The sequence below is a fragment of the Desulfitobacterium chlororespirans DSM 11544 genome (genome assembly GCF_900143285.1).
GTDB lineage: Bacteria > Bacillota > Desulfitobacteriia > Desulfitobacteriales > Desulfitobacteriaceae > Desulfitobacterium > Desulfitobacterium chlororespirans.
On sequence record NZ_FRDN01000004.1, the window covers coordinates 351,018 to 377,954 of the forward strand.

Consider the following 26,937-nt stretch of genomic DNA (forward strand, 5'->3'; position numbering starts at 1 on the left):
TTGTACTGGATATTCAGAATATCATTTGGCACTTTCCCCACCGACGGATATCCCCGCCTGTTTCTTCAATGAGGGCAGTGAAAAGGCGACCAAGACTGCCAGCAGCATAGCTACAGCTCCCACGCCAAAGGCTCCCGTGATGCTGCCTGTAGCATCAGCTGCATAACCTGCAATCATGGGGCCAAAGAAACGGCCAACCAGCCCCATGGTGGAAACAACCCCTGCACCGGAGCCGCCGACTTCTGTGGGAAAATAATCCGAGAAACTGGCCAGGATGACCGGTACCATGCCCATGCCTACTCCCATCACACCGATGAGGATATACATGGTGTTTAAGGTACTGCCATAAACAAACATGTAACCAAAGGTTGCTACGGTCCACCAGATGCCCGCAATGCTGATCACAGTTTTCCGTTCCAAGCGATCGGACAGGGGTCCCCATATTTGTTGCCCGATCAGCTGGCATAAGTTATAAATCGTTACAGCTAAACCACCTTGGACAGCAGTAAAACCAGCATTGACAAAAGATACGGCAACGAAAGCTGTGGCTGTCATATAGGCAACCTGCCAAAAAATGAACATACTGGACACATGCCAGGTAACTTTCATTTTAAGAACATCTTTGAAGCTGGCATCTTTTATGGCCGGAGCAGCCTTCACAACCTGATCGGCGGGGGTTCCCACCGGAATCAAACCTTTTTCGGAGGGCTTATTTCTGACGACTGAATAGATTACAACAGTACAAATAATGGCCAGCACTCCTAAAATGACAGCGGCTGTTTGCCAGCCATAGGCCTTAGCCAATTGGGGCAGCACAATTCCGAAGGTTGCCCCCGTCAGCACACCGCCTGCCGTAATGGTGCTCATGGCTCTGCCCCGTTTGCTGGGATGGAACCAGGCTCCAATCAATTTGGGAATCGTAGCACTGTAGACACCGGCCGCCCCGAAACCGACCAGCGCGATGATAATCACTGCTTTGAGGAAGCTGTCGGCAAGCAGTCCAAAGAGCATGACGGCAATACCTAAGACCAGGCCGGCCAGAGATACAGCTGTCCTTGCCCCTACCCGGTCAGCCAGATATCCCCAGATAAAGGAGCATCCGGCATAGCAAAGACCAAAGACGGATACGATGGTGCCTGCCGATGTATTCGATAATTCCAGGGACTGTTTAATCGGTGCCATCAGAATAGGGACAAATTGGACGCCGCACATGAGAATAATCTGGGTTAAAAACCCTCCAAAAACAACAAACCAGCCATAGTGTAATGAACTTTTTGACTGAGTCAATCTACATTCCTCCATTACGCTTATTCATTGGCAAAAATAGATACAGCACTATTGCATGATGATACATTGAAGTCAAGTAATCCAATTTGCTATGATGTAGTTATATGGATGATAACTTCAAGTACACTCAAGGCAATAGTGCCGGTGGATTTAATTAACTTTTTTCTTCGTTGCCGCTGCGTACGGTTGTTTGATAGCCCCTCATCGGCTTGAGCATGAATTTATCTTTGACATAATAGAGTCCAAATTTCTCAAATTCTTTTTTCGTCATCTTAAGTTCTGCGGAGATTTCATTGAAACTTAGACCTTTGGCAGCTTCTTCATTGAGATACTTGAGTTGTGCTTTGCCGTCGAGAGCCAAAAATTCTTGTTTGGTCATGGCCTTAACCTCCGTTCAACTAAACATTCGAGCTTATTTTCCAATCCCCTTGCCGAGCAGCCTTAAGGAAGAAACATGACTACTTTTTTGCCTTTTTCAGCCATCTTTTTCGCCAGTTCTTCTACGGGGCCATATTCCATAGCCTGACCTAGGCAATGCAGGACACAGGAAGGCTTTTTCCCATCTTTAATGCGCTCTTCACACACATCGCAGAAGTTGGTCGGAACAGGAACATAGTTCCATTCCCATTTTTCAGAATCAACTTTCCAGGGACCGACCTCGGTAAGTTTGATCCCCCATTTGCCGATGGGAAGGTTCTTTTCATTTTTACAAGCAACTTCACAGGAGTGACAGCCTGTACAATATTCATAATCGATCAATAATCCATATTGAGCCATTTTAAGTTCCTCCTTTCTTCAGTTCATCTTAAGCTTCTCTATAAACCTTGCAGAGAATGCTCTTGAAGGTATCGCCGAAACCGAGTTTTCCATTATGCTGGTGGGGCATCAAGGTATTGATATTGGATTCCCAAACGCCAAAGAGGGAAGGTTCTGCAGCTTCTTTTTCCGGGAACCACCAGCCGTGAGTGGCATGGACAACTTTAGGATGAATCGCTTCAGTCAGATGAGCAACCATCCTGGCCTTGCCAAACATGTTTTCGATGACAACCCAGTCCCCTTCGATGATGCCTAAGCCGGCTGCGGTTTCCGGATGGATTTCCATTTCCGGGTTAGGATCAATTTCCCGTAAGGTTTTGAGCTGTCTGTGTTCTGAATGGAAAGAGGTATATTTTCTAGCGCCGGTGGTTAAGGTTAAGGGGTATTCTTTAGCAAGCTCCGGTGTGCTGTAAGGGCTGTAAGGCGGCTCTTCATGATAAGGCAGAGCATCATCGCCCCAGGATTCAAAGAGGGTGGAGCATAGTTCAACCATCCCGGTAACCGTATTAAAGCCAGGCTCGCCATCGAATCTTAAGAGACCTTTTTCATGTTTTTTATAGGTATAGCCGGGCTGATAGAGACCTTTTTCACGTAATTCTTCAAAGCCGAACCCTGTATCAGGCTTGAGCTGCTCAGTGAAGAAATCGGAAACATTGTCCCAGGGCCAGGCTTTGGGATTGAGCCTCTTACCAAGCTCGAAGCAGACTTCGAGGTCAGATTTTGTTTCACCCACTGTTAAGGCTTTGTTCATAGCGCCTGCAAATACGGCATTGCGTCCATAGTGAGTCAGCACGACGCCATCATGCTCGGCAAAGGTGGGCAGCGGTAAGAAAATGTCGGCAAAAGCCATCGCCGTAGGTGTCATGAAAGTATCCTGGACAACACTGAACTCCAAGGACTGCAGGGCCCGATACCAACGATCCGGTTGAGCTGAGTTGGTGGGGGTGATGAAGTTGCTGCTGTTGAACCAGCCCATTCTCAATTTGTAAGGTTTGCCTGTTTCCAAAGTATTCAAGGTTTCATCGGGGTGAGTTGTCGCTAAAGCGGTACTCACTGCCGGCCATTGCTCGGCACCAATTCTCTTGTTCCAAAGTTCTTCGGAGAGATTTGAGCGTGATTCAACACGCCATTTGCCCATCAGGGAGGCAGGTGGTCCGATGGTAACCCCACCGGGAACATCAAGGTTACCGGTGATCGCAATCATAGCCAGTAAGGCATGACCCAGTTGAACCCCATTGGGATTCTGGTCGACAGCTAAGCCCCAGCCAAGGCTGGCCGGTTTAGCTTTGGCAAAGACACGGGCAACTTCATAAATCTTTTCAGCAGGAACCCAGGTGATTTCAGAAACTTTCTCAGGCGGGTATTCCATAACCCGCTCTACGAATTCATCCCAGCCATAGCACCAGTTTTCCACGAAATCATGATCATAAAGATCTTCTTTGATGATGACATGGAGTAGTCCTAAAGCAAGAGCCGTATCTGAGCCGGGTCTGAGTTGGAGGACATGCTCAGCTCTGGTAGCCAGCCAGTTGATCCTTGGATCGACCATGATGATCTTGGTTCCCAGCTTCATCATGTCAATGACGGAGTGGCCGAAGAAACCGTCAGGATTGGACTTTAAGGGTTCCTTACCCCATAACATCAGGTATTCAGGAGCCTTCCAGCCCGGATGGTTATAGCGGTCTTCAAAGTGACCCGCAAAGTCGATTTCAGGATAGCCTGCACCCAGAATATAGTCGGTAATAGCACAGCGTGGGCCGTAGCAGGACCAACCGCTTTGCGGGTAGCAGACGTTAGGTGTGCCGATGGAAGCAAAGCCAAGGGGGTAATAGTACAGACAGGCTTCACGGCCCGTTCCGCCAAAGACGACGATGGATTCTGCACCATGGTTTTCTTTAAAGTAATTGATTTTATCGACGATGGTATCCCATGCTTCATCCCAGGAAATCCGTTGCCATTTGTTTTCTCCTTTGGCACCAAGGCGTTTCATCGGATAGATAACCCGTTGGGGATGATGAGTATATTCCGGGAGAGTCAGACATCTGACGCACAATCTGCCATTGGTGATGGGATGTTCAGGATCTCCTTCTACTTTGATGAGTCTGCCTTCTTTGACCGTCAGAATCATGCCGCAGCCTACGGGGTGATCTCCCGGCGGTGACCAGCCACATGTTCTTACGGTATACGAACCGTCATCCAGGGATTTTTTCCATTGTTTTTCCATTTTGTTCGCTCATCCTTTCCTAATTTCAGGTATACCCTATGATTTATCTGAATTTAATGGACACCCCCCCTTACATCCGGATCACCCTTGTTGACCAAGGGAAAGGCTTTAACCCGGTTTAATGTATTAACTTGTACGCCACTGTTTAATGCAATAAGCGTGCCAACTTGACAGATCATGCTACAACCCGCATTAGGCCTGGGTTCCGCCCTTATTTGCCCTTCTTTCCGGATTGTGTTTGATCTTAATTTGAGATGTTCCGCATTGTATGGGACTTCACAAATGGCTTCAGAGCCGCCTTTTCCCACAGCGTCCTTTTTTGTGATTTTTGTGTCATTTTCGTATCCTCTTCTAATAACAAAACCCCCTTGCTCGTCTTCCTGTGAGCAGGGGGTCAACTCTAGTTCCTCATAGAGAGTGGAATTTCGGGGTGAAGTTTTATTGGGGATTATATTTACAAGGCCTTACTATCCCATCCTCCGGCGCCGTCTTATATTTATTGCAGGGGTTAGCACAGCTTATACCGGCAAAAAGACAATGCACCACAGGACGAGGCGGACGCTTGGCTAACTCTTCTCCGCATTTCTTGCATTTTACAGCTTCATCGGGATCATCAAAGTTGAGGGTTTTGCATTTTGGACACATTTTAGGGCGGGGTTTGGGTGGTTTACAATTCCCGCAGAATGGATTGCACGACCAGCACATGTTACCAACCTCCTCCTATTTGCTTTACAAAACCGCAGTCTACCTTCAGCCAGGTAGTATAGATATCCTCCATAAAACCATCACTATCGCGAAGTGTTGGCAAATTAATCGTTTGCCCTTCCTGTCTGTTATCCGTGGGGCATAACAAGCCTTTGCTGATCGTTTTGGTATTTAAAGAAATGATTTGCTGCTGATCTTCAAAAAACTGCGGATTGACAAGATAGACCGCAGCCACAAGATCCCCCAGATAAAAATCATTGCTTTTTAGATGCAGCATCGTGTATTCCAGCCATGAAATGGAGCGTTCTACCATATAGCGGCCGATTGAACTTCGATTCTTAGTGAGTCTATGGATAAAATCGGCAGTAGACACAGAAACATTAAGGCCCATATCCCGTGTGATGACGAAAAGATCTTTGCCTTCCTTTAAAACCCAATGGGTGGCTGCCGGGTCAACTGAAAAATTCCACTCGTCAAATACTTTCCCGTCCAGTATCAAGTCATGGGTTACCCCGCCCATGACCACCAACCGATCTAATTTCCTGAAAAAATCCTGATCCTTAATATAGGCTGCATAGAGATTGGTCAGAGCTCCTGTTGCTAAAATGGAGATTTCACCAGGGTGATCGTTCACCATCTTTATCAAATAGTCGGTTGCCTCACTTTCCAGCCCATAACGATTAGTACACCCTTTGAACACAGGAATATCCCTGCGGCCGATCTCACTGAGCATATTCACCGTATTGCGATAAACGGTATCGACTTTGCTGTTGCCATAGGTCGTGGTAATTGCGCAGATGTCAAGCTCCTCTTTACCCAATAAATAGAGTAAAGACAGGCCATCGACTATATCGCACCCTGGAACACCCATAGTGTTATCACAATCATAGATTATCTTCATTTTCATATCCCTCCGCAAGTTATTGCTTCTAACACCTCTGGCATAATTTATATGCAAAATCCGTGCCAAACCAACAAACCCGCTCCCTATCAGGTCTGCAGACTAATCCTCTTAAATTTTTGTCCCAAATATGTAGTATTTTTAGAAATAATTTTCAATATGAAAAACCCTCTGCCTTCAGCAAAGGGTTCTTAGGTCTTCAGTATTCAAAACCATAATCTTTTAATTTTCTATATAAGGTTGAACGGCTAATCCCCAATAGTTTGGCGGCATCCGGTATGGAATTTTTAGCATGCAGCAAAGCGGTTTTTATCGCATTCTTTTCCAAGTGTTCCAGAGATAAGGAATCAGTTGTGAAATTAGGTTCATCATGAAATGGACTGGAGTCCAGCAGGATATACTGGGGGAGGCTATCCATATCGATCACATCATTGTGGGCCGAGTTGACGGCATAAATCAGGGCATTTTGCAGCTGTCTGACATTTCCCGGCCATTCGTATTCCTGAATTTTCCTGAGCGCCGCTTTAGTAACCTTAGGGGTCTTCCACCCCTGTTTTTGACAGTAATTTTTGATAAAAAACTGACTCAGCACATCAATATCATTCTTTCTATTCCTTAAGGAAGGAATATTTATGGTCAATACAGACAGCCGGAAATATAAATCCTCCCGATATTGTCTTTCCTTAACCATTTTGAATAAGTTTTTATTGGTGGCGGCAATCAGTCTGAAGTCTACTTTTTTGTAGCGCCGGCCGCCGATCCGCATGATCTGCTTATCTTCCAAAGCTCTCAGCAAAACGGCCTGCAGCTCAAGGGGCATGTCCCCAATTTCATCGAGAAAAAGGGTTCCGCCATGGGCCAATTCAATTTTGCCTGGTCTTCCGGTACGTTCAGCCCCGGTAAAACTTCCGCCTTCATAGCCAAAAAGCTCGCTCTCAATCAATTCTCGGGGCATGGCCGCACAGTTGACCGCCATAAAAGGTCCCTGGGGGCAGGAATGATTATGGATCGCTTGGGCAAAAAGCTCCTTTCCTGTCCCGCTTTCACCCATGAGCAGGACATTTTCCGCTGAGGTTGCAAAACGTCTGGCAATGGAGATGGCTTTCTTTATTTCTTCAGATTCCCCGATGATGCTTTCAAAGCTATAGGTCGCAATGGAACCCGTACGGTTCGCTGCTTGGGCATTGACTTTATCCACATGATTAAGCCGCAACACGGCGGCTTCGATCTGCTGGGTCTTTTTGTTCAGCACCGGTCGAATATTGATCATATAAGGCTGCTCATCATTGCCGATGACGATACTTTCTTCTATGTCCACGCTTTTCCCGGCCGTGACCAGGGCTGTAACCTGAGATTGGCTATGCAAAAATTCATTGATGTTTTTATGAGGTTTTTCCTCGGACCTCATTTTAAAAATTCGGGTTGCCTCCCGGTTCATATTAAGAATTGTTCCCGTTGGATCAAGGGTGATAATCCCTTCGTCCATGACTTCCAGTGTCGTCTCTAAGGTATCCATGGCCGTGTTCAGCTCATGAATCACCTTAATAAGATTACTGTTGCTCTCTTTCAGCAATTCATTGGTTTGATTCAGCTTCAACTGGGTCTCAATCGCTTTGGCCAAGGCCGTAATCAGCCCCAGGGTGTGGGAGAGAAAATTATTAAAATACTCTCCTTCCGATCGACACTCAATCGGTTGACCCAGGATGATTGAAGCAATAACTTTTCTTGATTCATCCATAATCGGCGCCGCTGAACCGACAATATTATGCAGCCCCACACAGTAATGTTCCGGACCTAATATTTGGATCGGTTTTTTCAACTCCATACATATGGTATGAGCACAGGTGCCGATGGTGCTTTCATTCCAGGCCACCCCTTCCGTGGGGACTCTCACCATATCCCCGGCTTGAAGTAAAAATGCGCCTGTATAATCGCATAAGTATAGAATAAACCCACTTGGCAACACTGCCATATCTCTGAATTTGTCCATCAGAGGTTTGGTGATTTCGATTAATGGACGGTTTTTTTCAATTTTTTCAGCGTGCTCTGTGGAGTTGGGATAGGGTTTGCTCATGGAGTTATAGGGATCGATTCCCCTGTCTCTTGACCTTAGCCAGGATTCCGCCACCTCATTGCTTATGTCGTCACATTCACGAGGATCTACGCTATGGGGTTCGTTAAGGAATTTCTCCTTCCACCTTAATATATTGTCAATCCGTTCCTGGGTAATCAATGCTGAACGCTGTTTATTTGTCAGGGAGTCCGAACCTCGGTTACTTACCATTGGCGATCACTCCTAGTAAATAATAACGTTACGGGGTTAGGTCATAACGATAGTTCGACAATGTACAAAGTAAATCCTCTTTGACCTTAAACTTTGTTAATTTAACCGCTCAGAGGGTCAGAACCATACCATCATAGGCCAGGGACACCTGAGCATAATCCTTTAATTTCTCCTGAAGCTGAGCCGCTGTGATCGGGGTACTGTAATGCATGGCCAGATGGGTTAATACCGTATGTTGGGCCCGGACACTCTCCCCTAAGGCAATAGCTTCTTGCCAATTCATATGGCTATGGGGAAACCAGTTGGCGCCGTTAAAGGTGGCGTCACAGATCAGGGTATCGACACCTTGAATCTGCCGGGCGGTTGGGGCAGGCAGTCCGGCCGTATCTGTAAAATAGGCCGCTCTTTTTTCTCCCGCCAGGAGGATGCCTCCGGTCTCGATACTGTGCTTGGCCGGTAAAATAGTCAGTTCTACGCCTTCAAAAGCGTAGCTTTTGCCGAATTCCCAGGGTTCGATCACAAAGACCTCTTCTAAAAAGGGATAGGCCTTAGCAAAGGCATCTACAGCACTTGGCGGTAAAAACAGGGCAACCGGCCGCTTCCGGTCCAGCTTGACATAGTATTCCAGATCCCCGATACCACCGAAATGATCATAATGCCAATGGGTGATGAACAGATAATCTACCGATTGAATCCGTTCCCTGAGCAACTGCTTGCTTAAATCAGGGGAGGCGTCTATTAGAATGTTCTCCTTTCCCGTCTCCACAACCGCCCCACTGCGGGTTCTGGCCCAGAAAGGGTCAGCCCGGGCTTCCCGGCAGGCTATACAGTTACAATGAAAAGCCGGAACACCGAGTCCGGCAGTGGTTCCCATTAATGTAAACTTGACTCCCATTCCCTATCCCTCCTTAACTCCTTAACTATAGGAAAGCTGAATCGCTTGCTGCGGGCACTGCCCCACACAGGTATAACAGGCACTGCAGGCATCGGGATGCAGGGCTTGGGCGACCTTCCGGTCTCCTGCCTCCACCATGGCCAGGACTCCCGAAGGGCAGAAATCCACACAGAGCCCATCCCCCATACATCGTTTGGTATCCACAAAAAGCTCAACCCGTGCCCCTTCCCCCTGAGACTGAGCTCTTCGGGAACCCACTTTATCCATAACGGGGTGGAGGTAGATTTTCTTTCTCTCCTCCGGAATACTCTTTTGGGATAACTTCAGCAAAGCTTGAGCTATAGGCTCAAGCAAGGCTGTGGGGATGGAAAGATACAGTTCGAAATCATCAATCTCACTGGAAGCCCGTGCGCCATAACAGCCAAAAGAGATATTCATTTCCCCCGAGGTCATGGTCTGCACAATCAGATCGGCGCAGGCCGAATTAAACCCTGAGGTTTTAAAATCCTGACGCTCCCCGGTGGCGTAGGTTTGGGCACAGCAAAGCCACATAGCCTGCTCCGGCCACAGAGTAAACACCACCACATCAGGTTCGAAGGCTGCTTTCTCTAAAGGAGCCAGGAGGGTGGCCTCATAGCTTCCCGCTTTAAATTCAGGACGGGAGCTGATCATTTGGCGGGCGGTTTCGATATTGGGCATCTTTTTAAAGAGCAGATAAAGATCCCCTGATCTCAGTTTGGGAGACATCTCCACCAAGCCCAGAACCCCGGTTCCGTCAGGACAGGCGTGGCTGCGGGGGGGCATATAGAGACAGTTGCCCCGGCGTGCGGTAATGATGGATTGGCAATGGCGTAAGGGCACGGTAGGTTCGACCCCTTGGGCCGGCTTTTCCTCTCCGGGTCTCATCATTCTCACCGCCACCGGGTCCCAGCGCAGGGAAAGGGTCTCTTTGAAAATCTTGCTTAATTCTTTACAGTTCATTACGAATATCTCCTTTAGTATAGTTTAGAAGGCCCTATGTTTTTCATCTTGTTTAAACTATAACTGTCAATCTGCCATAACTCTTTCCCATAATTTTTCCCCCTCAGGCCCTTCAAGCAGGGATTGAGCCTTTTTCTTTAAACCGGCAAAATCCTGCTCAAACTCCAGAAGCAGGTTTAAAACATGTTGGACCGGGATCTGGTTCTGATTCTTGCTTAGATTGAGGACACACCCTAAGCAATAAGCCGTAAGAAGTTCTGCCTCAGATGCTTCAGCTTCTTGTAGCCGGGCCTGCACCAGACTTTGGGCCAGCTCCGGGTCAAAATGGGATACTTGCCCGCCGCTTCCGCAGCACAAGGCTCTGTCACGGTGATGCTCCATTTCAACCAATGCGTAGCCCTTGCGGGCCAAGGCTTTTCTGGCCTGGCCGGCGAATTTACCGGCCGGCCGGTCCGGGCATGAATCGTGGACTGTAACAACTTTCCGGCGTTGTTCCTCCAGTGGAGCATTCACTAATTCCGAATCCTCCAGAGCCTCATAAATTGTCTGGATGGCAATGCCCATTTCCAGTGCCATGGGTTGCAGCTGATAGTAGCAATTAGGACAGGCAAAAATAAGTTTCTTTACCTTAAGTCTGAGGAGCTTATCCTTTAATCCTTGGCTGAAGCGGGCTTCTCTCTCCTTTAAACCCAGCTGATACAGAGGTAAGCCACAGCAATCGGTTAAAAGCGAAATATTCTTACCCTTTTGTTGAAGAGTTTTAAATAAGACATGAACCAAGTGCGGATCGTAAGTGAGCATGCTGCATCCCGCAAAAAAGGCTGTATCACACTCCCGGTCCGGGTTCAGTTCGCCATACCCGATGCCATTGACTTCACGGATCAGTTTCATAACGTTTAAAGGCCGATCCGGAAACATATACCGGAAGTCCTCAATCTCTATTTCTCCTTTTGCTACAGATTGCTCGCGTATTGCTGCAAACATATACTTAGGGCTTAAGCCCGCTGGACAGACACTTTCACACAGCCCGCAAAGGGAGCAATTATAGGCTTCTGATACAGTCGGCTGACGCGCGGCAAGGCTTACTAAGCTTTCATCAATTCTCTGCAAGAGTTGGCACTCTGATCTACACTGGCCACAATCCACGCAGTTATCCATGATTTCTTGACAGGCAGCCAAAGTTTCTTCAGCATGATTCATGTTTCTCTCCTCTTCTTTCCTCAGCCTAAATCGGGGTTGTTTCAGCATTTTCATGTCATTTCTTTCACGAGGAGCCCTCTATTTAGCTAACTGATTTCCCTATCAAAGCGTGACGAGTACTCTGTAACACTTAAAGGAATCAGGTGTTACAGAGTGCTAATCTTGAAAGAGCTTAAGATAACGTTCATATCCCTCCTCTCCTTCAAACATTGCGGCGGCCTTTCCTTTGACTTCATCATAATTTTCTTCAAAACCCAGCAAGGTATTAAGCGCATGGCGTACTTTGCTTTTATGATCGGCAATATTGCCGAAATTCAACACACAAGCATGGCAGTAGGCTAATAAAGTATCCGCTCCGGCCTTACCGGCTTCCTCCAGGTTCTGCACTTCATGCTCCGCGGCCCATTCCGGTCGGAAATGACCAAGTTGTCCACTGCTGCCGCAGCAAACCGAGTTTTTACCATGGTGCTTCATCTCTGTTCTCCGATAATTTCCCCGGTCCAGGGCTTCTCTGACCTGACTGCCGAAGATACCCTCAAAACGATCCGGGCATGAATCATGAATGGCATAAACTTCCGAGCCTTGGTTAGCTATAAACTCATCCGCCAAGGCTTCATAAACCGTGATAATTTCAACATCCTGAAAGGCCGCTTCCTTCTTAAATTGATAATAACAGTTAGGGCAGGCTGTAATCAGGCGCTTTACCCCCAAGTGACGCGCTTTTTCCCTTAATTCTCCTTTGATTTTGTCCCCTCTTTCCGGAAGCCCGATATGATACATGGGGATACCGCAGCAATGATCAAGAAACAAGACAGTTTCATACTTTTTGGCCAATGCTGCATAGACCCTTTTCGTCAACTCCGGAGAATAGGTCAGCATGGTACACCCCGGTAAAAATCCTGTCTGGGCCGGCAAGGACGTGTTCAGTTCAGAATAATCGATCCCGTAATACTCCCTGAACATGCTCATGACCGTGTCGGGTCGGTCGGGAAATAAATATTGGTATTCCTCAATAGTTATTTCCCCCTGCTTCACCGCCTCCACCCTGCGCTGCTCAAACATTCGCCAAGGGCTCAAGCCCAGGGGACACATGGCCTCGCATTTCCCGCAAAGGGCGCACCCATACGCTTCATCCATCTCTATACCTCTCCTGGCGATCTGCCCCGGAGACTCATTAAGTTCTGTTAAGATGCGGCAGCTTTCCGCACACCGGCCGCAGTCAAGGCACTCTGCGGCAATCCTTTTTGCCCAGCCCTTTTCCTGATTCAATGAGTTCACCTCATTAATTTTGTTCAACTTAAAGCTATTGCTGTTTATATTTACATGCAAAAATTGTACCAATTCGATTTTGAATTTCCCGAAGGTATCACAAGGTTTACAACACCAGTGGATTCGCCTTATGGCGGCTTTCAGCCGTCCACAAACCAAGACTTCCTCAACAGTACAAATTTCTCATTTTGACATCTTGATTCCCAATTTGAAAAAAAACAGCATCAGTATACTATTATTCGAGAGGAGCTTAGGGGCGATGAACTTATTTTCTAAATATAAGAGACGGCCTCTTATAGAACCTTTTCTACAGAGGCAATCCCTTTGTCCAAAAATAATAATTTTATTGATTTCTCATAGCGGAGCTATTTTCGATTTGGTTACTGAAATGGAGCAGTTTGTTATCCTTTAAAAGCAAAATATCCCGATTTTAAAGGGTATTTTGCTTGGTGGCACAATTTTTGCATATGTTTCAATTGGTAGAAACTGATATTAATGGAGGTTCAAAACGGCCTCGTTGGTGGGTATTTTGGCGTGGTCAAACAGCTTTTAATCAAATCTACGGCAGTGCTTTTCGCAAAAGTTTTGGTATAATGAGCGGAATGGTTTTTGCTTGGCGTTGCACTCGTTCTCGGAGCGCTTGTAATGCAATGCAAGAAGTCAGTTTTCAAGACCATATTCTTTTAGCTTTCTGTATAGGGTTGTCCGTCCCAATCCTAACAGCCTTGATGCCTCAATTGTATTATTTCCGGTAACTCTCATAGCTTCGAGAATTGCAGCCTTTTCCATCTCTTTCAATGACAACGACTTCGTCGGGCTGCTCACTATGGGAGGATGCTTCATCATCTCTTCCGGCAAATGTTCTAACTTGATCAACCCGTTTTGAGCCATATTTACCGCATAGACCATGGCATTCTGTAATTGCCTGACATTCCCCGGCCAGTTGTATTCCTGGATTTTCCTCACTACCTCAGCACTTAGTTTGGGCGGCTTGCAATTAAACTTCTTTGATATTTCATTCACAAAATATTGCGCAAGTAACAAGACATCACCTCCGCGATCTCTAAGCGGAGGGATACGAATTTTAAATACCGATAATCTGAAATATAGATCTTCTCTGAATGTTTTTTCGTGAACCATTTGATAAAGGTCTTTATTGGTTGCTGCAACAATGCGGAAATCAACAGGTATATACCTGCTGCCACCTAAACGCATTACTCTCTTATCTTCAAGGATTCTCAGAAAGACCGGCTGAATTTCCAAAGGCATGTCGCCGATTTCATCTAAAAAAAGTGTTCCGCCATTGGCCAGTTCGATTTTCCCGGGACGGCCTTTTCGTTCAGCCCCTGTAAACGCCCCGCCCTCGTATCCAAATAATTCACTTTCGATTAAATTTCTCGGCATTGAGGCACAATTTATAGCTACAAAGGGGCCCTCTGATTTAAACTCATTGTGAATAGCCTGAGCAAATAATTCTTTGCCAGTCCCGCTTTCCCCGATTAATAGGACGTTAACCGCTTTTCCGGCAATATTTTTTCCAATATTGACAGTATTCTTAACCGCAGTGCTTTCCCCAATAATGTCGTTAAAATGGTATGCTGCCTTGGCGCCACTTCGATTAATAACCAGTTTGTCCACCTTTTCGGTACGAATTAAACGTATGACCGCTCCTTTAGGGCTTTCTCCCCGGCTATCGAGTACCGGCTTTACATTCATCAGGTATTGGATTTCTGTGTGAGGAGTTCCTAACGTTGTTTCATAATCTTGTACCGAAGTACCGCCAGACAACACATCTGTAATGAGTCTGACCTGCTCTTGCTTCATTAGCTGCGTATAATGCTTGTTTTGTACTTCATCGACAGACGTGCCCAGTATTACTGCGCCGTCTTTATTGATATGATTGACGAACCCGTCTTGGTCGATCGTAATGATCCCTTCATCAAAAAGAGACAAGGTTGTTTCGAGCGTTCCATTCATTATCTTGAGACTGATATTGCGCTCTTTTACCCTCATCAAGTTTTCTATCGCATATCCCATGGAGATTACCCACCCGAGTGAATGGCCCTGAAGGTCTTGCGATTCTTTCTTGGCCGACATTTGTACAACTAAAAGAGCCCCAATGACATTATTCTTTTCGTCCATGATCGGAGTTGCTGAACTGATATCATCCTGAAAAACATTGCAATAGTTATAGGGACCAATGATCTGTATAGGCTTGCGATAACGAATACTTAAAGAATGAGCCGTCGTCCCTACCAGCTCTTCGCTTAAATCTGTGGCAATATCTATATTATGTTGTCCAGATGCTATTTCTGTTGACCCTTCGCTCAACAAAACTACGCCATTTTCATCTGTTAAACTCATCAAATAATTCGAGGCAGTTAAAATCGGTATGAATTTTTTAATATAGGAGGAAGCTGTACTAACCAGCAGTTTTCTTCTCTGGATTCTATTCTCAAATTCATTCTTAGTTAATTTTTTCCCAATCAATTTGGTATAGGGATCAATTTTATTATTTTTTGATCTGAGCCAGGATTCGGCGATTTCGCGGGGGATAATGGTTGAACGCCTTAAGTCGCTATTCTTATTGATAAATTCAGTTTTCAATTCCAGGATATTGTCCCATAACTCACTATCTATATTAAACGACTGGAAAAGACAATCGAAATCAGAAGGATTACTTAATTCAATCTGAGTATTAGTAAAGTTCATATCCAAAGACCTCCCAGCATTAGCTTTTTTCATAGTATTATTAAGTGTAATTATACCATTGCTAATGGTATATCTGTTTGATTTTTTTAAGCTTCAGTAAATAGCATAATAACAAATATCCGTTTATCAGATTATATGACCTGCTAAACGGATATTATAGAATCTCAAATCGATATTATATAAAGATAAAATAAATTCATCCATTAAGTTTTATTTTCTTTTATATTACACGTCTTATTCCGCCTCAGCATAATTATACAGTAATTCGGATGAAGATACGACTTTCTGTATGGATGAAGTAATTCCAAAAGGTGCCTTTAAAGGTGCTTAAAAGGAACTGATTAACTATTTAGAACATTTGCTTGCTCATTCTGTCGATCTGTTTACTTACTTCATCATAGGCACCTGGGAAAGCACTTAATGGCTGACCCGAGGTCAGACATGGGATGAAGTATTTCTTACCATTTGCTTTGCAAGCCTCTTCCACATGCTTGGCACAATTTTCTGGCGTCCAAGCCGGAAAATCAACCAAACCACTGTGGAGTCCTCCCATGAAGGAGATTTGTCCTCCATATTGCTTGATTAGCTCAGGGATGTTATTCGTATTCATAACGCCCTGCCAGATATCGATTCCCATTTCGATCATAAAGGGGACCAGGTTAGCGGCATAACAATCGCTGTGATGAACGATTAATTCGACACCATTGGCTTTATAGCAAGCATATATTCTTTTGTAATAAGGCACGAAGAACTCTTTAAACATTTCAGGAGAAAGGAAGGAGTTTATTTGGCTGCCCCAGTCATCATGATGAAACATAGCATCCACATGAATTTTCTCACAGATCACTTTGGCACATTCCAGTTCACGCTGAGTAAGGGCTTCAATTAATTCATGCATAGCTTCCGGTTCTTCATAAAAGGCTGTTAAAGCATTTTCCATACCCATCAGGAGGTGCGTCATTTCAAAGAGGCCTGGTACAAAAAATCCTGCTACAAACTCCTCGTTACGGTCAACGGAATTGGCATGAGCAATAGCCGGAGCCCATGCTTCATCGGAAGTCTCAATCGGAGGTATTTTCACTTGTTCCTTCCACTGGGTGATATCCTTCAAAACCGTGTGTTCCTCACCATGGACAGGGAACCAGCCGATTTGATCTTCCGGCCAATTCCATGTAATACCCCAAATATCTTTCCAAGTCTTACCGTAATACATCTCAAGTCCTAAGGGTGCTTCCATAATCAAATTCAAAAACTCATATTGATTGACGAAACGATCCGGGTTCCCGCCTTTAATAGTTTCCAATAAATTTTGTCTCTTTGTTAACATGAGAATTTGCCCTCCTTATATTTTAAATAACTAGCTAAATTCATCATTTTACTAAGCTTTGACCAATTCAACCGCTTTGACAGCAGCGCTTCCGGCATCCGGAGCAAATCCGTCGGCACCGATTTCATTGGCGTATGCCTGGGTAACGGGCGCTCCACCGACGATAACTTTCACCCCGGTCACTCCGCTGCCTTTGATTGACTGAACAGCTTCTTTCAGTGCCGGCATGGTGGTGGTCAAAAGTCCTGAACAGGCTACTAATGTGACGTTTTGATTTTCTTTGATCGCATCAATCCATTTGGTCGTAGGTACGTCTACGCCGAGGTCAATTATGGTAAACCCGGCACTTTCGATCATCATGGAAACGAGGTTTTTACCGATGTCATGCAGGTCGCCTGCGACGGTCCCGATAACGCAGGTACCTAAGGAATTGGAGCTGTCACCGGCCAAGAGCGGTTTCAGAACATCCACACCCTTTGCCATTGCTTTGGCAGCCATCAGCATTTCCGGTACAAAGATATCGCCTGTGGAGAATTTGTCGCCAATAACGCCCATGGAGTCTACCATTTCCTGCAGAATGTCTTGGGCTGCACTTCCTTCAGCCAGAGCTTCCTGAACCAAACCAACTACCAGTTTTGTTTTTCCTGCCTCTACCGCTGCTTTAACTTCTTGAATTTTAGCCATTTAAAAGATCCTCCTTATAATGTTTAATTTATTTAATGAATCAAACAACACTTTATGAATAGAACACCTATACAGGAACAAATTTAAGCGCTATTTTTCTGACCAAATTTTCCTTCTCTGAAGGCGCCGATGTATTCCATGCAGTATTCATCCTGGCCCAGAAGGGCTTCCGCGGCGTAGATCATCCCGACCAAATCCTGGTTGGTCGGATCGAGAATACCGCTGTCCATACCGGCGTTTATCGCCAGAACACAGAAGGCCTGGTTCACGAGTTTTCTGGCCGGCAGGTTAAACGAAATATTGCTGAATCCGCCGGTGATGTGGATGGCCGGATACTGTCTCTTAATCTCTCTGATCACGTCCGCGATCATATTGATGCCGTCTTCCGAGGTGCAGAGCATTTCGACGAGCGGGTCAATGTGCAGGCGGGACGGAGCAATACCAAATTCTTTGGCTCTTTTCATAATGTTCGTGAATACTTCGAGGCGTTTCTCAGCTGTCTTGGAAATTCCGCTGTCATCACACAAAAGAGCAGCACATTGCCATTTGGTATCGGCAATTACTGGAAACACGGCATCGATCTTGTCACCTTCGCCGGATACGGAGTTAATGAGTCCCGGCCGTTTGCAGAACTCAATGGCTGCGACACAGGTCTGGGCATGGGGGCTGTCAATACAAATCGGGGTGTCGGTCACCTCCTGTACCAGATCGATCAGCCATTTCAAGGTTTCGAGTTCGATGCTGACGTCTGTAGATGCACAGACATCAATGAAATCCGCGCCGGCATCGGACTGAATTTTAGCAAGATTGCGGATAAAGCCGGCATCCTTTTCAGCGATGGCTCTCGCTACGGAAGGGATCGCACCGTTGATTTTTTCACCAATGATGATCATGAACAATCTCCTTATCTTTAGAATAAAATTTATACATGTCCCTTATATTGCAATATTTGTACCAATGACGAAAGCTCTTAGTTTTGCCGGGTTTCATCCAATAGAACCATCAAAATTTCCAAATTGGTTACCATATTTAACACTTTTAGTTCTTGCCTAAATTATATGGTGATTCAAGCCGCACACCTTTGTTGTTAAGTAGGTCTTCGCCTTTATGACAACTGAGATTTAAACAATTTCAGCAACCCGCATAACTTTGTCGGTAGACGCAACCATTTCCGACATTGACGCAGTGATCTGCTCCGATGCAGCAGCTTGACTTTCTCCCAATTCGGATACTTGGTTAACACGGTTGATTAACTCCCTAAAGTCATTTTGAATAGTCATAATGATACCGTTGATATCGTTGATCGACGAGCTGCTGTTTGTCGCCATTTTTCGGATTTCCTCAGCAACAACGGCAAAGCCCCGGCCTTGTTCGCCTGCTCTGGCTGCCTCAATCGCTGCATTAAGCCCGAGAAGGTTGGAGTTGGCTGCCACATCCTTGATGAATTTAAGGACTTCGTCAGTTTTTTTGATTTGCTCCACAATTTTTTCAGACATCGCTTTAATGCTAATGATTTCATGGGCTAACCCCTGGGCTGAATTGGCCAACTCCTCACTTGTCGCTGAAATTTCCTGAGATACGGCCGACAACGACTGAGCTACGTCATAAAGTGCAGACTGGTTTTCCATACTCGAAGTAAACGATATAGCTCCGACGGTCTGACCCCTATCTCCAGCTATAGGTATGGTACAAACCTTGAATGGAAAGCCGAAAGTATCGGTCTCGTTAACGATTTCTCCTAAGAGTGGTTGACCTGTCCGAACTACTCCAGAAACACCATCCAGAACTTCAATCGATTGACCAACTGATAAGCCAGTGGCCCTCATTTTATCCCCCATTGCTAAAGCAGTGATTGATTTCGTGTCACAGACAAGAATCACACTATCGAGCGGTATAACCTTCTGATAAAACGGAGCGGCTCTTGTGATACATTCTAAAATATCACAATTTTGATCTGACATGATAAATCCTCCTCCGTATAAACTGTTTAGACCTTTCCTAACCGAATCAATTTTTGCAATTTTTTATCGACATGTTCGAGGTTTAGTTTTTCATTTCATGGGTGGCACACCAATTACAAGTGCGCTTCCTTGCTCAGGAAACGCACTTTTCTTCATATTCGTTTATCGAATCATTCTTTTAAACCTTGAAGACAGGTATTCACCTGTAACTATGATGTTAAGCCCGCTATAACGTTTTGTTTAAAGTAAAAAGAACCATTTTTTCATGCGTGATTCTGGGTGCCAAATCCTGAACATCCCCATATTCAATACACCCAGCCTGACAGTGTTGGACACAAGAGGGTTTCTTTCCTTTAGAAGTCCGGTTCCCGCAACTATCGCAATAATCAGTTGGTGAGGGAAAATAATCATATTGGTATCGTCCAAAGGGCAAAGGTGTCGGTCCGATGCTATTTAATTTTATGCCGTCTTTGGTTGGCTCGAATTCGTGCTCCTGACGACAAGCGATTTCACAAGTGTGACATCCGGTGCAATATTTGTAATCAATTAAAAGTCCTTTAGTCATGGGTTCAATCCCCTTTCATTCGAATCTTTTCAATCAGCTTTACTGATCTTGCAGAGCAGTGTTTTGTATGAGTTAGCTAATCCGGATTTGCCGGGGCGCATGGGCACCAGTAAATTAATATTGGATTCAAAGGCGCCAAATAAGGTACCATCCTCAGGATCTCTTTCCGGGAACCACCAGGCATGGTCGGCCGACACAGTATCCTTACGCATCCCTTCGAGGAATTCCGCTTTCATCCTGCATTCACCAAGATTATTTTCGATTTTCACCCAATCGCCTTCTTTGATACCATAGTTTGCGGCGGTTTCAGGGTTCATGGTTACTTGGGGAAAAGGATGCAAACGACGCATTGACGGACTCTGACGGTGTTCAGAATGGAAAAAACCCCAACGACGCGCACCGGTGGTGAGTACCAGGGGATACTCTTTGGCCAGCTCTGGTGTTGTAACAGGACTTTCCGGGGGTTCTTCAAAACTTGCGAGTGTCTCAAGACCGAAAAAGCCAAGAGTCTCACAATTGAATTGGTATTTACCATCCGAGGTGTTAAATCCCGGCTGGCCATCTTCGCGGAGCAGGCCTTTTTCGTGCTTATAATATTCAAATTCCGGATATAACCATGTCTGCTCTTTTAACTCATCATACTTCAACGGCGTATTTCTCAATACAAAGTTGTAGAATTCTTCATCGTTTTTCCATGGGTTCCCTGTGGGATCAAAGCGCTTGCCAATTTCGTAAATGATCTGTTGATCCGACTTACATTCACCCAATGGCTCGATAGCCTGAATAATAGGACCAAGATAATAAGGTTGGTGACCGATGAGTCCAATGCGCTCGGCAAAGGAGGCGGCGGGCAATATCACATCCGCCAGCGCCAGTGCTGTCGGGGTCATAAACATATCAACAACGGCAATGAAATCCAGCGTTTGACATGCTTTCAAGACTCGTTTGGACTCCCCGCCCATACAGACAATCGGGTTCGTTGTTTGCAGCCATAAGGCCTTGACAGGATAGGGTTCAGCCGTTTCCATTGCTTCGAGAATCATATCGGGACTGCACATACGGCCAGCCTGTAATGCGGGGTATTTTTGGTTTAACTGTTTTGCCATCTTTTCTTCGTCTTCCACGGATGTTCCTGAAGCCGGCTGCCAAGTATCCGCTACTCCGAAACAAGGATGCGCTATCACCATACTGCCGGGCTTTTCAATGTTGCCTGTTAAAGCCACAAGATCCAATATCGCCATACCGGTCAGGAAACCCTCCGAATTGTGATCCATGGCGACACCCCATTGTAAACAGGCTGATTCCGCATTTGCGAAAGCACGGGCTGCGTCGATAATCAGCTGTTTATCAATACCGCAAATATCCGCAACTTTTTCCGGCGGGTATTCCTCGCTGTTTTTCTTAAAATCTTCAAAGCCGCTTGTCCATTTTTTAACAAATTCTTTGTCTTCAAGCCCTTCGGCACAAATAACATTTGCAAAAGCAATAGCTAAAGCCGCGTCGGTGCCTGGACGCACAGGTAGCCAATATTTTGCTCTTGACGCGATCCATGTCAGCTTGGGGTCAATGACAATCAGTTCGCTGCCGCGCTTCATACATTCGACAATCCAATGACCGAGAGTTCCGTCGGAGTTGGCAACGACCGGATTGTTACCCCATATCACAATAATACCCGGGGGAACCCACTTTGGATCCTCATAGCGCTTTATTGAAAATTGGGAGTAATCGGCAATAGGGAAATCTCCCATCTTGAAAGCAGTACTTACCAGCCGCGGGATGTAGCAACCATTGCCGCTTAAAAAGGATGCATAATTAGGCGTATTGAAGGATTTTGCCGTACGGGGACCATAACCGTTGATATCGCGTCCGGTTCCCTGCATAACAACAATGGATTCCGAACCGTATTTATCAGCAACTTCCTTAATCTTTTTTTCGCATAGATCATATGCTTCATCCCAGGTGATTTTTTCCCATTTATTTTCGCCGCGCGCCCCAATACGTTTCATCGGGTGTAAAAGACGATCAGGGTGATAGATCATTTCCTTTCCCGCCAAACAACGGGGACAAAGTCTTCCCTGATTGTAGGGATTCTCCGGGTCGCCTTCAATTTTCATCAAATTACCATCTTTTACATACATTAAGACACCACAGTTGTCGTGACAGCCAGGGCCAGTACGTGCATTGCTGCGAAATACCGTATAACCGTCTTCTTCCCATTTCCACGGAAGAGCTTTAGAGTCGTTTTGAGTTTTGAATTCCATCGTTTTTCCTCCTTCTTCCTACTGGCTTATTTTTGATTTGCGTGCTGGATATTCCTGTCACTCTTTTTACCATCCTCCTTTAGCCTTTTTCCAGCTTATGGATTCACAATCATTTTTCATAGAGATTATTATGCATTAAATGTACAAATTCTAACATTCTACATCGCTTTCTTTTGCTGCTTCCATTATGGGCTGTTTGTGCATTTTCAAGTATGCCAGGGCACCTAAGACACCACAAAGGAAAACAAAAAGAACGATACCGAGGAGAGTTACTAATACGGATAGGCTTGCAGGCCAGATACCGGCAACCGCTAATGAACCGATACTGTATGCAACATTGCCTGCAGCAAGGATCATCACATTAAGACCGCCACTCGCATATTGCATCAATTGATCTATGACGCCAAACGGTGTCAGGATGGCTCCCAAAATAAACGCGATACCGAGTAGTTTAAACACTCCAAGTTTAGTGTACATAAGCGGAATCTGGAAGATCAGGCACATGATGCCTCCAAGAATAAATGCATTAAGGAATATCATAAATAATAACCTCCTATGCTATTAACGTTACACCGGCTCCTATCAGAGCAGACACGACCACAACAATGACGACAAATATCACAAATGGTTTCAGTCCATTAACAATGGCTTTCCCAAGCGGCGCACCGCTCCCCCGAATGCCGCAGATAGCGCCGGCTACAGCTGCCGCGAGACCACAGAATGGCATAATTGCGCCAAAGCCGCCAACTTTTTCAATCTTTTGATAAAGCCCGCAAGCAAATAGCACACCGCCAATGATCCCCATTACGCCAAGCACTAGAGGACCGACCAGCTCGGGGCCGTATCCGGGTCCCAAAACTCCGCCAATCAGCACCATAAGCAATTGACCCATAAGCCCAAAAATGCCGCCGACGATAAAAGCTCCCGCTAGTTTCTTAACCGCATCCATGATTTAACCCTCCTTTTATTTTGGAACGTCTTTGTTGCGTTTAGGTACTATAGTAATCTTTTCCTTATATTTTTCGGGGAGGCGCCCCCCTTTGAAGGCTTTGAAGGGGGGCATTCAGACTACTTTGCCATCGCAATATCTTCGACTTTTAAGCTTTTGGTTACATTGATCCCTTTTTTCTCATAAGGTTTATAACCTGCCTTGGCAACCTTAAGGGAATATGAGCCGGCAGTAAGTTTTTTGAACCAATAATCGCCAAACCGGTCTGTTTTTTGAACGTAGACTTGTCCACTTTCTTCATTCGTCAAGGTGACTTCCACGTCTTTTAGACACTCGTCGATTGCCGGATCATAGATCTCGCCGGCAACAAACAGTTTGGGAGCATTCAGATAGTAAACACTGGGCTTGGTCCCGTACTCCGGCTTCATAACTTCAGCTTGGGCGATAAGATCCTTGAATTCGCTTTCCTCACCAAAGAGTAAGGCACCAGTTGGACAAGAATCCACACATCTGGGCTCTCGGCCTTCATCCACCAGATGGGCACAACCCGTACATTTTTGGGGAAGATCCAGTTCATCATTCCAGTACACTGCACCATACGGGCAAACATCCATAATATTCCTTTGTCCTTTAGCCTTTTCAGGGTCAATAATAACCAGCCCGTCATTGCGTCTGTGAACGGCTCCATTTTCTGCTACCTTCAGGCACGGTGCCTCAGCGCAATGCATGCAGGGTCTGGCTACATACTCGATATTGACTTTCGGTACCTGGCCATGAACAGTTTGGTTCAATTTCATCCAAAAATGCCCTGTATCCGGCTGCGGCTTGGCAATGGGAGACCAATCATTGTCAACGTGTTCATCCTTGCAGGAAATCTGACAGTTGTGACAACCATTGCATTTTGCAATATCAACGATAAATACTTTCATGATCATACACCTCCTTCGATCCAGGAATCGATGACAATCCCCGCATCTTTATGATATTTCCTGGCAAACGCTTCCGGATAGTTTGCTTTCAGTTCATTAATATCTGCTTTTTCAACATCAACCAGGTAGCCGCTGGTGACCTCACCGGCACAGTTTTTCGACATGATCTGTCCGGGTGCGATAAGGTTGTTGGCACCGCCGCGATCGCATTCACCTGGAACAATCAGATCCAGTCTGGCACCGTGATCCTGGTAGACAGTGCCGGGGATAATGCGTTCCGTCACATAAGCACCCCCAAGAACCATACCTCTGTCGTTAAGCACCTTAACGATATCACCGTTTACGATACCTAGTTTGTCAGCATCAATGGGGTTGATCCACACAGGCTCATACATATAGCCGTCGGCGCCTCTTACTTTACACGTTTCAATTTCACGTAACCAGGTGAAATCATCCATGTTGGCATGAACCCGCCAGCGTGGGTGGTTGGATACAATCAGGAACGGATACTTTTCCGACCTTGGATGCAGCAAGCTCTCACTATGGGATTCACCATAAGGAATCCACTGCGGAACCGGTTTTCTTTCCTCATCATCCGGGAAGTATTCGGCAAGCTCTGTCGAGAAGTATTCCAATTTACCTGTAGGGGTTTGTAGCGGAGAGCTTTCCGGATCTTGACAAAAAGGTTCAAAGCCCGCCGGATCGTCTTCCCAGCCTTCGGCAGTCGGAACCACATAGTATTGCTTTTTCCGGAATTCTTCATAAGAAATTTTATCTGCAATACCGCATACTTGATAACCTGATTGGATCATCTCTTCTACTGATTTCCCCTTGGTATATTCTTCATAAAGCCCAAGCTTCTTGGCTACTTCGCATACCGCTTCATAATCGCTCTTGGATTCGAATAGGGGCTCCATGCATTGTCCCTCATAAAAAACTTGATGGAACTGGCCGCTGAACTGATCGACAGAAAAATCTTCTTCTTCCAATTTCGTATTGATTGGCAGAAGAATATCAGCAAACAGACAGTCGTTTTCCAGCCAGGGATGCTGGGCTAAAACAAATTCAATCTTAGGGGAACGGAGAGCCTCGATCATTTTGTTTCCGCCGTTCCAGCAAGTCGTCCAGCAGGGTGTGTCGGTCCAGATCATGTGGATTTCGGTGCCGCCGTCATCAATGGGATATTTGTATTCAATAAATTGATCTTCCCGCGGAGATGAGTTCAGGGTCGTCCCATGCCAGCTGATTTGTGTATCACTCAAAATGGCTTCAGGTATCAAAGTTTTGGGAATAAACTGCTGAGGCATATCGCTAAACATTCCATTGTATGCGCCAGAAGCATTTGGGATCACCTCAGCTCGCGGATGCGGCACTTGACTGTCCATTCCAAACAGACCCCACTCAATCATTTTCAGCTGATTTCTTCCCGGTTTACCTAACCCCTGCATTCCGAGGAGACATATTTCCAAGCGCCCCGGCTCGGATGAATAGGTGGATCTGATAAAGGATCCCCCGTTGCAATGGACAATTGTCGTTGCGACTTCGGCCCATTCTCTGGCCAGCGCTTTAATTGTCCGGGAAGGAACTCCGCAAAGTGGTGCTGCCCATTCCGGTGTTTTGGCAATTCCGTCTACTTCACCCACTACATATTTCTTGAACTCATCGAATCCATGGGCGTGCGTTGCCAAATATTCCTTGTCATAAATATCTTCTTTGATCCAAGTATAAGCAATCGCAAACTGCAGGGCCGCATCGGTATTGGGGTTTACGGGAATCCATTTATCCGCATGAACAGCTGCAGCATAATTGAGATCCGGACAAATATAGATCGATCTGATTCCCAGTTCGGTAAACCAATAGCTTAAGCGGCTGGCTTGTTGACCAGACCACCCCCAGGTATTCGTCTCCTGATCACATCCCCAGTAGAGCAGCATTCCCGTATTTTTGGCAACGTCCTGCCAGAGGTTGTTTTGATTACCCTGTCCAACAGGGTCTTGACCCCATACATGCTTGGCTCCCCAATACCAGCCTTCCCAGCTGTCCGGGTTCCTGGCCTGAAGGGTATACCCCCCCATAATGTTCAAAAGCTTGGTCTGGCAGCCATGGGGTCCATGGATGCACTTGGTGTCTCCGTGACCATCAGCCTGAGCGAGAACGGATAATGGTCCATATTTTTTCTGGACTCGTTCTAATTCACTGGCAACCAGATCTGTTGCCTCGTCCCAGGAGATGCGTACAAATTTGCTTTTGCCCCGGTTTTGAGGGTTGCGCTCACCGTTCGGATCCCAATCCACACGTTTAAGCGGATAAGGAATTCGGTTCGGTGAGTACGTCCGTTTTTTATAGGCTATACTGAAAGGCGGCAGCAACGATTTCATGGTCGGTTCAAAAACCTTCCCACGCGCTTTGATTTTCCAGGGTTTCATGTCTTCAGGCGCATACTCATCGTCAAAGTGAAATGGACGTATCCGAATCACTTTTCCATCTTTAACATCAACGGAGGCTGAATTTGACCCAACACCAAAACCACACCAGCCCAGTCCTTTGATAAAAGATTTTTCTTCACTTTTCTTTGACAACTCTTTCACTCCTTACTTAATTTCATATAAAGCCCCAACATGAGTCAATTCTTCATCCCTCACCCCCTAAAAAAGTAATGTTGCACCAAGGTTGTTAGCCCCCGGTTAAAACAAAAGATTTATTCATCTTTGTTTTCAAACTTGGTTTTACACTTGTTGCATTCCTTAGCAGCCGGCGGATTTAACGCGCCGCACGCAGGGCATTTAATTGGCTTCTGTGCAGCTGGTGGTCTAAAACACATTTCATTTCCTCTCCTTTATAGTGGTAATATATTTCACACCTCAATATTGCTATTGCATAATCCGTGCCAATTCCCGCAATGCTTGATTTATCCGTTTTTTATCCATTTGGCCCATCTGTAAATTCCAAATCGGTTACCATATTTAACACCTTTAGCCCTGCTAACC

At 45.8% G+C, this 26,937-nt stretch carries 21 protein-coding genes; all 21 read right to left on the reverse strand.

Annotated elements, in window-relative coordinates:
- Window positions 1-21 precede the first annotated feature (21 nt).
- Window positions 22-1,287 carry an MFS transporter gene (locus BUA14_RS04485; protein WP_072771471.1) on the reverse strand — a complete coding sequence of 422 codons (1,266 nt, stop codon included), beginning with the start codon at window positions 1,285-1,287 and terminating at the stop codon, window positions 22-24.
- A 154-nt stretch (window positions 1,288-1,441) separates the two neighbouring features.
- Window positions 1,442-1,666: a hypothetical protein gene (locus tag BUA14_RS04490; protein ID WP_072771472.1), complete on the reverse strand. Its 225-nt coding sequence runs from the start codon at window positions 1,664-1,666 to the stop codon at window positions 1,442-1,444.
- A 62-nt stretch (window positions 1,667-1,728) separates the two neighbouring features.
- Complete coding sequence (locus BUA14_RS04495; protein WP_072771473.1) at window positions 1,729-2,064, reverse strand: oxidoreductase; 336 nt, start codon at window positions 2,062-2,064, stop codon at window positions 1,729-1,731.
- A gap of 28 nt (window positions 2,065-2,092) precedes the next feature.
- Complete coding sequence (locus tag BUA14_RS04500) at window positions 2,093-4,327, reverse strand: molybdopterin-dependent oxidoreductase (RefSeq protein WP_072771474.1); 2,235 nt, start codon at window positions 4,325-4,327, stop codon at window positions 2,093-2,095.
- A 706-nt stretch (window positions 4,328-5,033) separates the two neighbouring features.
- A complete protein-coding gene (locus tag BUA14_RS04515; RefSeq protein ID WP_072771477.1) occupies window positions 5,034-5,933 on the reverse strand; it encodes a nucleoside hydrolase in 900 nt (299 codons plus the stop codon).
- 199 nt (window positions 5,934-6,132) lie between these two features.
- A complete protein-coding gene (locus BUA14_RS04520) occupies window positions 6,133-8,217 on the reverse strand; it encodes a sigma-54 interaction domain-containing protein (protein ID WP_072771478.1) in 2,085 nt (694 codons plus the stop codon).
- Between the two features lie 109 nt (window positions 8,218-8,326).
- Window positions 8,327-9,112, reverse strand: coding sequence for an MBL fold metallo-hydrolase (locus BUA14_RS04525; RefSeq protein ID WP_072771479.1), 786 nt, complete (start codon window positions 9,110-9,112; stop codon window positions 8,327-8,329).
- Between the two features lie 21 nt (window positions 9,113-9,133).
- Window positions 9,134-10,093 carry a DUF169 domain-containing protein gene (locus BUA14_RS04530; protein ID WP_072771480.1) on the reverse strand — a complete coding sequence of 320 codons (960 nt, stop codon included), beginning with the start codon at window positions 10,091-10,093 and terminating at the stop codon, window positions 9,134-9,136.
- Window positions 10,094-10,159: 66 nt separating this feature from the next.
- Window positions 10,160-11,293 carry a (Fe-S)-binding protein gene (locus BUA14_RS04535; protein WP_084078422.1) on the reverse strand — a complete coding sequence of 378 codons (1,134 nt, stop codon included), beginning with the start codon at window positions 11,291-11,293 and terminating at the stop codon, window positions 10,160-10,162.
- 156 nt (window positions 11,294-11,449) lie between these two features.
- Window positions 11,450-12,622: a heterodisulfide reductase-related iron-sulfur binding cluster gene (locus tag BUA14_RS04540; RefSeq protein ID WP_072771730.1), complete on the reverse strand. Its 1,173-nt coding sequence runs from the start codon at window positions 12,620-12,622 to the stop codon at window positions 11,450-11,452.
- A gap of 600 nt (window positions 12,623-13,222) precedes the next feature.
- Complete coding sequence (locus BUA14_RS04545) at window positions 13,223-15,274, reverse strand: sigma-54-dependent Fis family transcriptional regulator (RefSeq protein ID WP_072771482.1); 2,052 nt, start codon at window positions 15,272-15,274, stop codon at window positions 13,223-13,225.
- Window positions 15,275-15,623: 349 nt separating this feature from the next.
- A complete protein-coding gene (locus tag BUA14_RS04550) occupies window positions 15,624-16,601 on the reverse strand; it encodes a uroporphyrinogen decarboxylase family protein (protein WP_072771483.1) in 978 nt (325 codons plus the stop codon).
- Window positions 16,602-16,652: 51 nt separating this feature from the next.
- Window positions 16,653-17,285 carry a corrinoid protein gene (locus tag BUA14_RS04555; protein WP_072771484.1) on the reverse strand — a complete coding sequence of 211 codons (633 nt, stop codon included), beginning with the start codon at window positions 17,283-17,285 and terminating at the stop codon, window positions 16,653-16,655.
- A gap of 83 nt (window positions 17,286-17,368) precedes the next feature.
- Entirely contained in the window at window positions 17,369-18,178 is an 810-nt protein-coding gene (locus tag BUA14_RS04560; RefSeq protein ID WP_072771485.1) for a methyltetrahydrofolate cobalamin methyltransferase, read from the reverse strand.
- 228 nt (window positions 18,179-18,406) lie between these two features.
- Window positions 18,407-19,246, reverse strand: coding sequence for a methyl-accepting chemotaxis protein (locus tag BUA14_RS04565; RefSeq protein WP_072771486.1), 840 nt, complete (start codon window positions 19,244-19,246; stop codon window positions 18,407-18,409).
- A 226-nt stretch (window positions 19,247-19,472) separates the two neighbouring features.
- Window positions 19,473-19,811 (reverse strand): 4Fe-4S dicluster domain-containing protein, encoded by a 339-nt coding sequence (locus BUA14_RS04570; RefSeq protein ID WP_072771487.1) that lies wholly within the window; start codon window positions 19,809-19,811, stop codon window positions 19,473-19,475.
- Window positions 19,812-19,840: 29 nt separating this feature from the next.
- A complete protein-coding gene (locus tag BUA14_RS04575; protein ID WP_072771488.1) occupies window positions 19,841-22,072 on the reverse strand; it encodes a molybdopterin-containing oxidoreductase family protein in 2,232 nt (743 codons plus the stop codon).
- 150 nt (window positions 22,073-22,222) lie between these two features.
- Window positions 22,223-22,612: a SpoVA/SpoVAEb family sporulation membrane protein gene (locus tag BUA14_RS04580; protein WP_072771489.1), complete on the reverse strand. Its 390-nt coding sequence runs from the start codon at window positions 22,610-22,612 to the stop codon at window positions 22,223-22,225.
- Window positions 22,613-22,625: 13 nt separating this feature from the next.
- Window positions 22,626-23,021, reverse strand: a complete 396-nt coding sequence (locus BUA14_RS04585) for a SpoVA/SpoVAEb family sporulation membrane protein (RefSeq protein ID WP_072771490.1) — start codon at window positions 23,019-23,021, stop codon at window positions 22,626-22,628.
- Between the two features lie 119 nt (window positions 23,022-23,140).
- A complete protein-coding gene (locus BUA14_RS04590) occupies window positions 23,141-23,950 on the reverse strand; it encodes a 4Fe-4S dicluster domain-containing protein (protein WP_072771491.1) in 810 nt (269 codons plus the stop codon).
- 2 nt (window positions 23,951-23,952) lie between these two features.
- Window positions 23,953-26,529, reverse strand: coding sequence for a molybdopterin-dependent oxidoreductase (locus BUA14_RS04595; RefSeq protein ID WP_072771492.1), 2,577 nt, complete (start codon window positions 26,527-26,529; stop codon window positions 23,953-23,955).
- Between the last annotated feature and the right edge of the window lie 408 nt (window positions 26,530-26,937).

Bases quoted from the DNA above. Each gene is read 5' to 3' on its own strand.
- BUA14_RS04490 (WP_072771472.1), bottom strand. From the start codon at position 1,666: ATGACCAAACAAGAATTTTTGGCTCTCGACGGCAAAGCACAACTCAAG.
- BUA14_RS04495 (WP_072771473.1), bottom strand. From the start codon at position 2,064: ATGGCTCAATATGGATTATTGATCGATTATGAATATTGTACAGGCTGT.
- BUA14_RS04500 (WP_072771474.1), bottom strand. From the start codon at position 4,327: ATGGAAAAACAATGGAAAAAATCCCTGGATGACGGTTCGTATACCGTA.
- BUA14_RS04515 (WP_072771477.1), bottom strand. From the start codon at position 5,933: ATGAAGATAATCTATGATTGTGATAACACTATGGGTGTTCCAGGGTGC.
- BUA14_RS04520 (WP_072771478.1), bottom strand. From the start codon at position 8,217: ATGGTAAGTAACCGAGGTTCGGACTCCCTGACAAATAAACAGCGTTCA.
- BUA14_RS04525 (WP_072771479.1), bottom strand. From the start codon at position 9,112: ATGGGAGTCAAGTTTACATTAATGGGAACCACTGCCGGACTCGGTGTT.
- BUA14_RS04530 (WP_072771480.1), bottom strand. From the start codon at position 10,093: ATGAACTGTAAAGAATTAAGCAAGATTTTCAAAGAGACCCTTTCCCTG.
- BUA14_RS04535 (WP_084078422.1), bottom strand. From the start codon at position 11,293: ATGAATCATGCTGAAGAAACTTTGGCTGCCTGTCAAGAAATCATGGAT.
- BUA14_RS04545 (WP_072771482.1), bottom strand. From the start codon at position 15,274: ATGAACTTTACTAATACTCAGATTGAATTAAGTAATCCTTCTGATTTC.
- BUA14_RS04550 (WP_072771483.1), bottom strand. From the start codon at position 16,601: ATGTTAACAAAGAGACAAAATTTATTGGAAACTATTAAAGGCGGGAAC.
- BUA14_RS04555 (WP_072771484.1), bottom strand. From the start codon at position 17,285: ATGGCTAAAATTCAAGAAGTTAAAGCAGCGGTAGAGGCAGGAAAAACA.
- BUA14_RS04560 (WP_072771485.1), bottom strand. From the start codon at position 18,178: ATGATCATCATTGGTGAAAAAATCAACGGTGCGATCCCTTCCGTAGCG.
- BUA14_RS04565 (WP_072771486.1), bottom strand. From the start codon at position 19,246: ATGTCAGATCAAAATTGTGATATTTTAGAATGTATCACAAGAGCCGCT.
- BUA14_RS04570 (WP_072771487.1), bottom strand. From the start codon at position 19,811: ATGACTAAAGGACTTTTAATTGATTACAAATATTGCACCGGATGTCAC.
- BUA14_RS04575 (WP_072771488.1), bottom strand. From the start codon at position 22,072: ATGGAATTCAAAACTCAAAACGACTCTAAAGCTCTTCCGTGGAAATGG.
- BUA14_RS04580 (WP_072771489.1), bottom strand. From the start codon at position 22,612: ATGATATTCCTTAATGCATTTATTCTTGGAGGCATCATGTGCCTGATC.
- BUA14_RS04585 (WP_072771490.1), bottom strand. From the start codon at position 23,021: ATGGATGCGGTTAAGAAACTAGCGGGAGCTTTTATCGTCGGCGGCATT.
- BUA14_RS04590 (WP_072771491.1), bottom strand. From the start codon at position 23,950: ATGAAAGTATTTATCGTTGATATTGCAAAATGCAATGGTTGTCACAAC.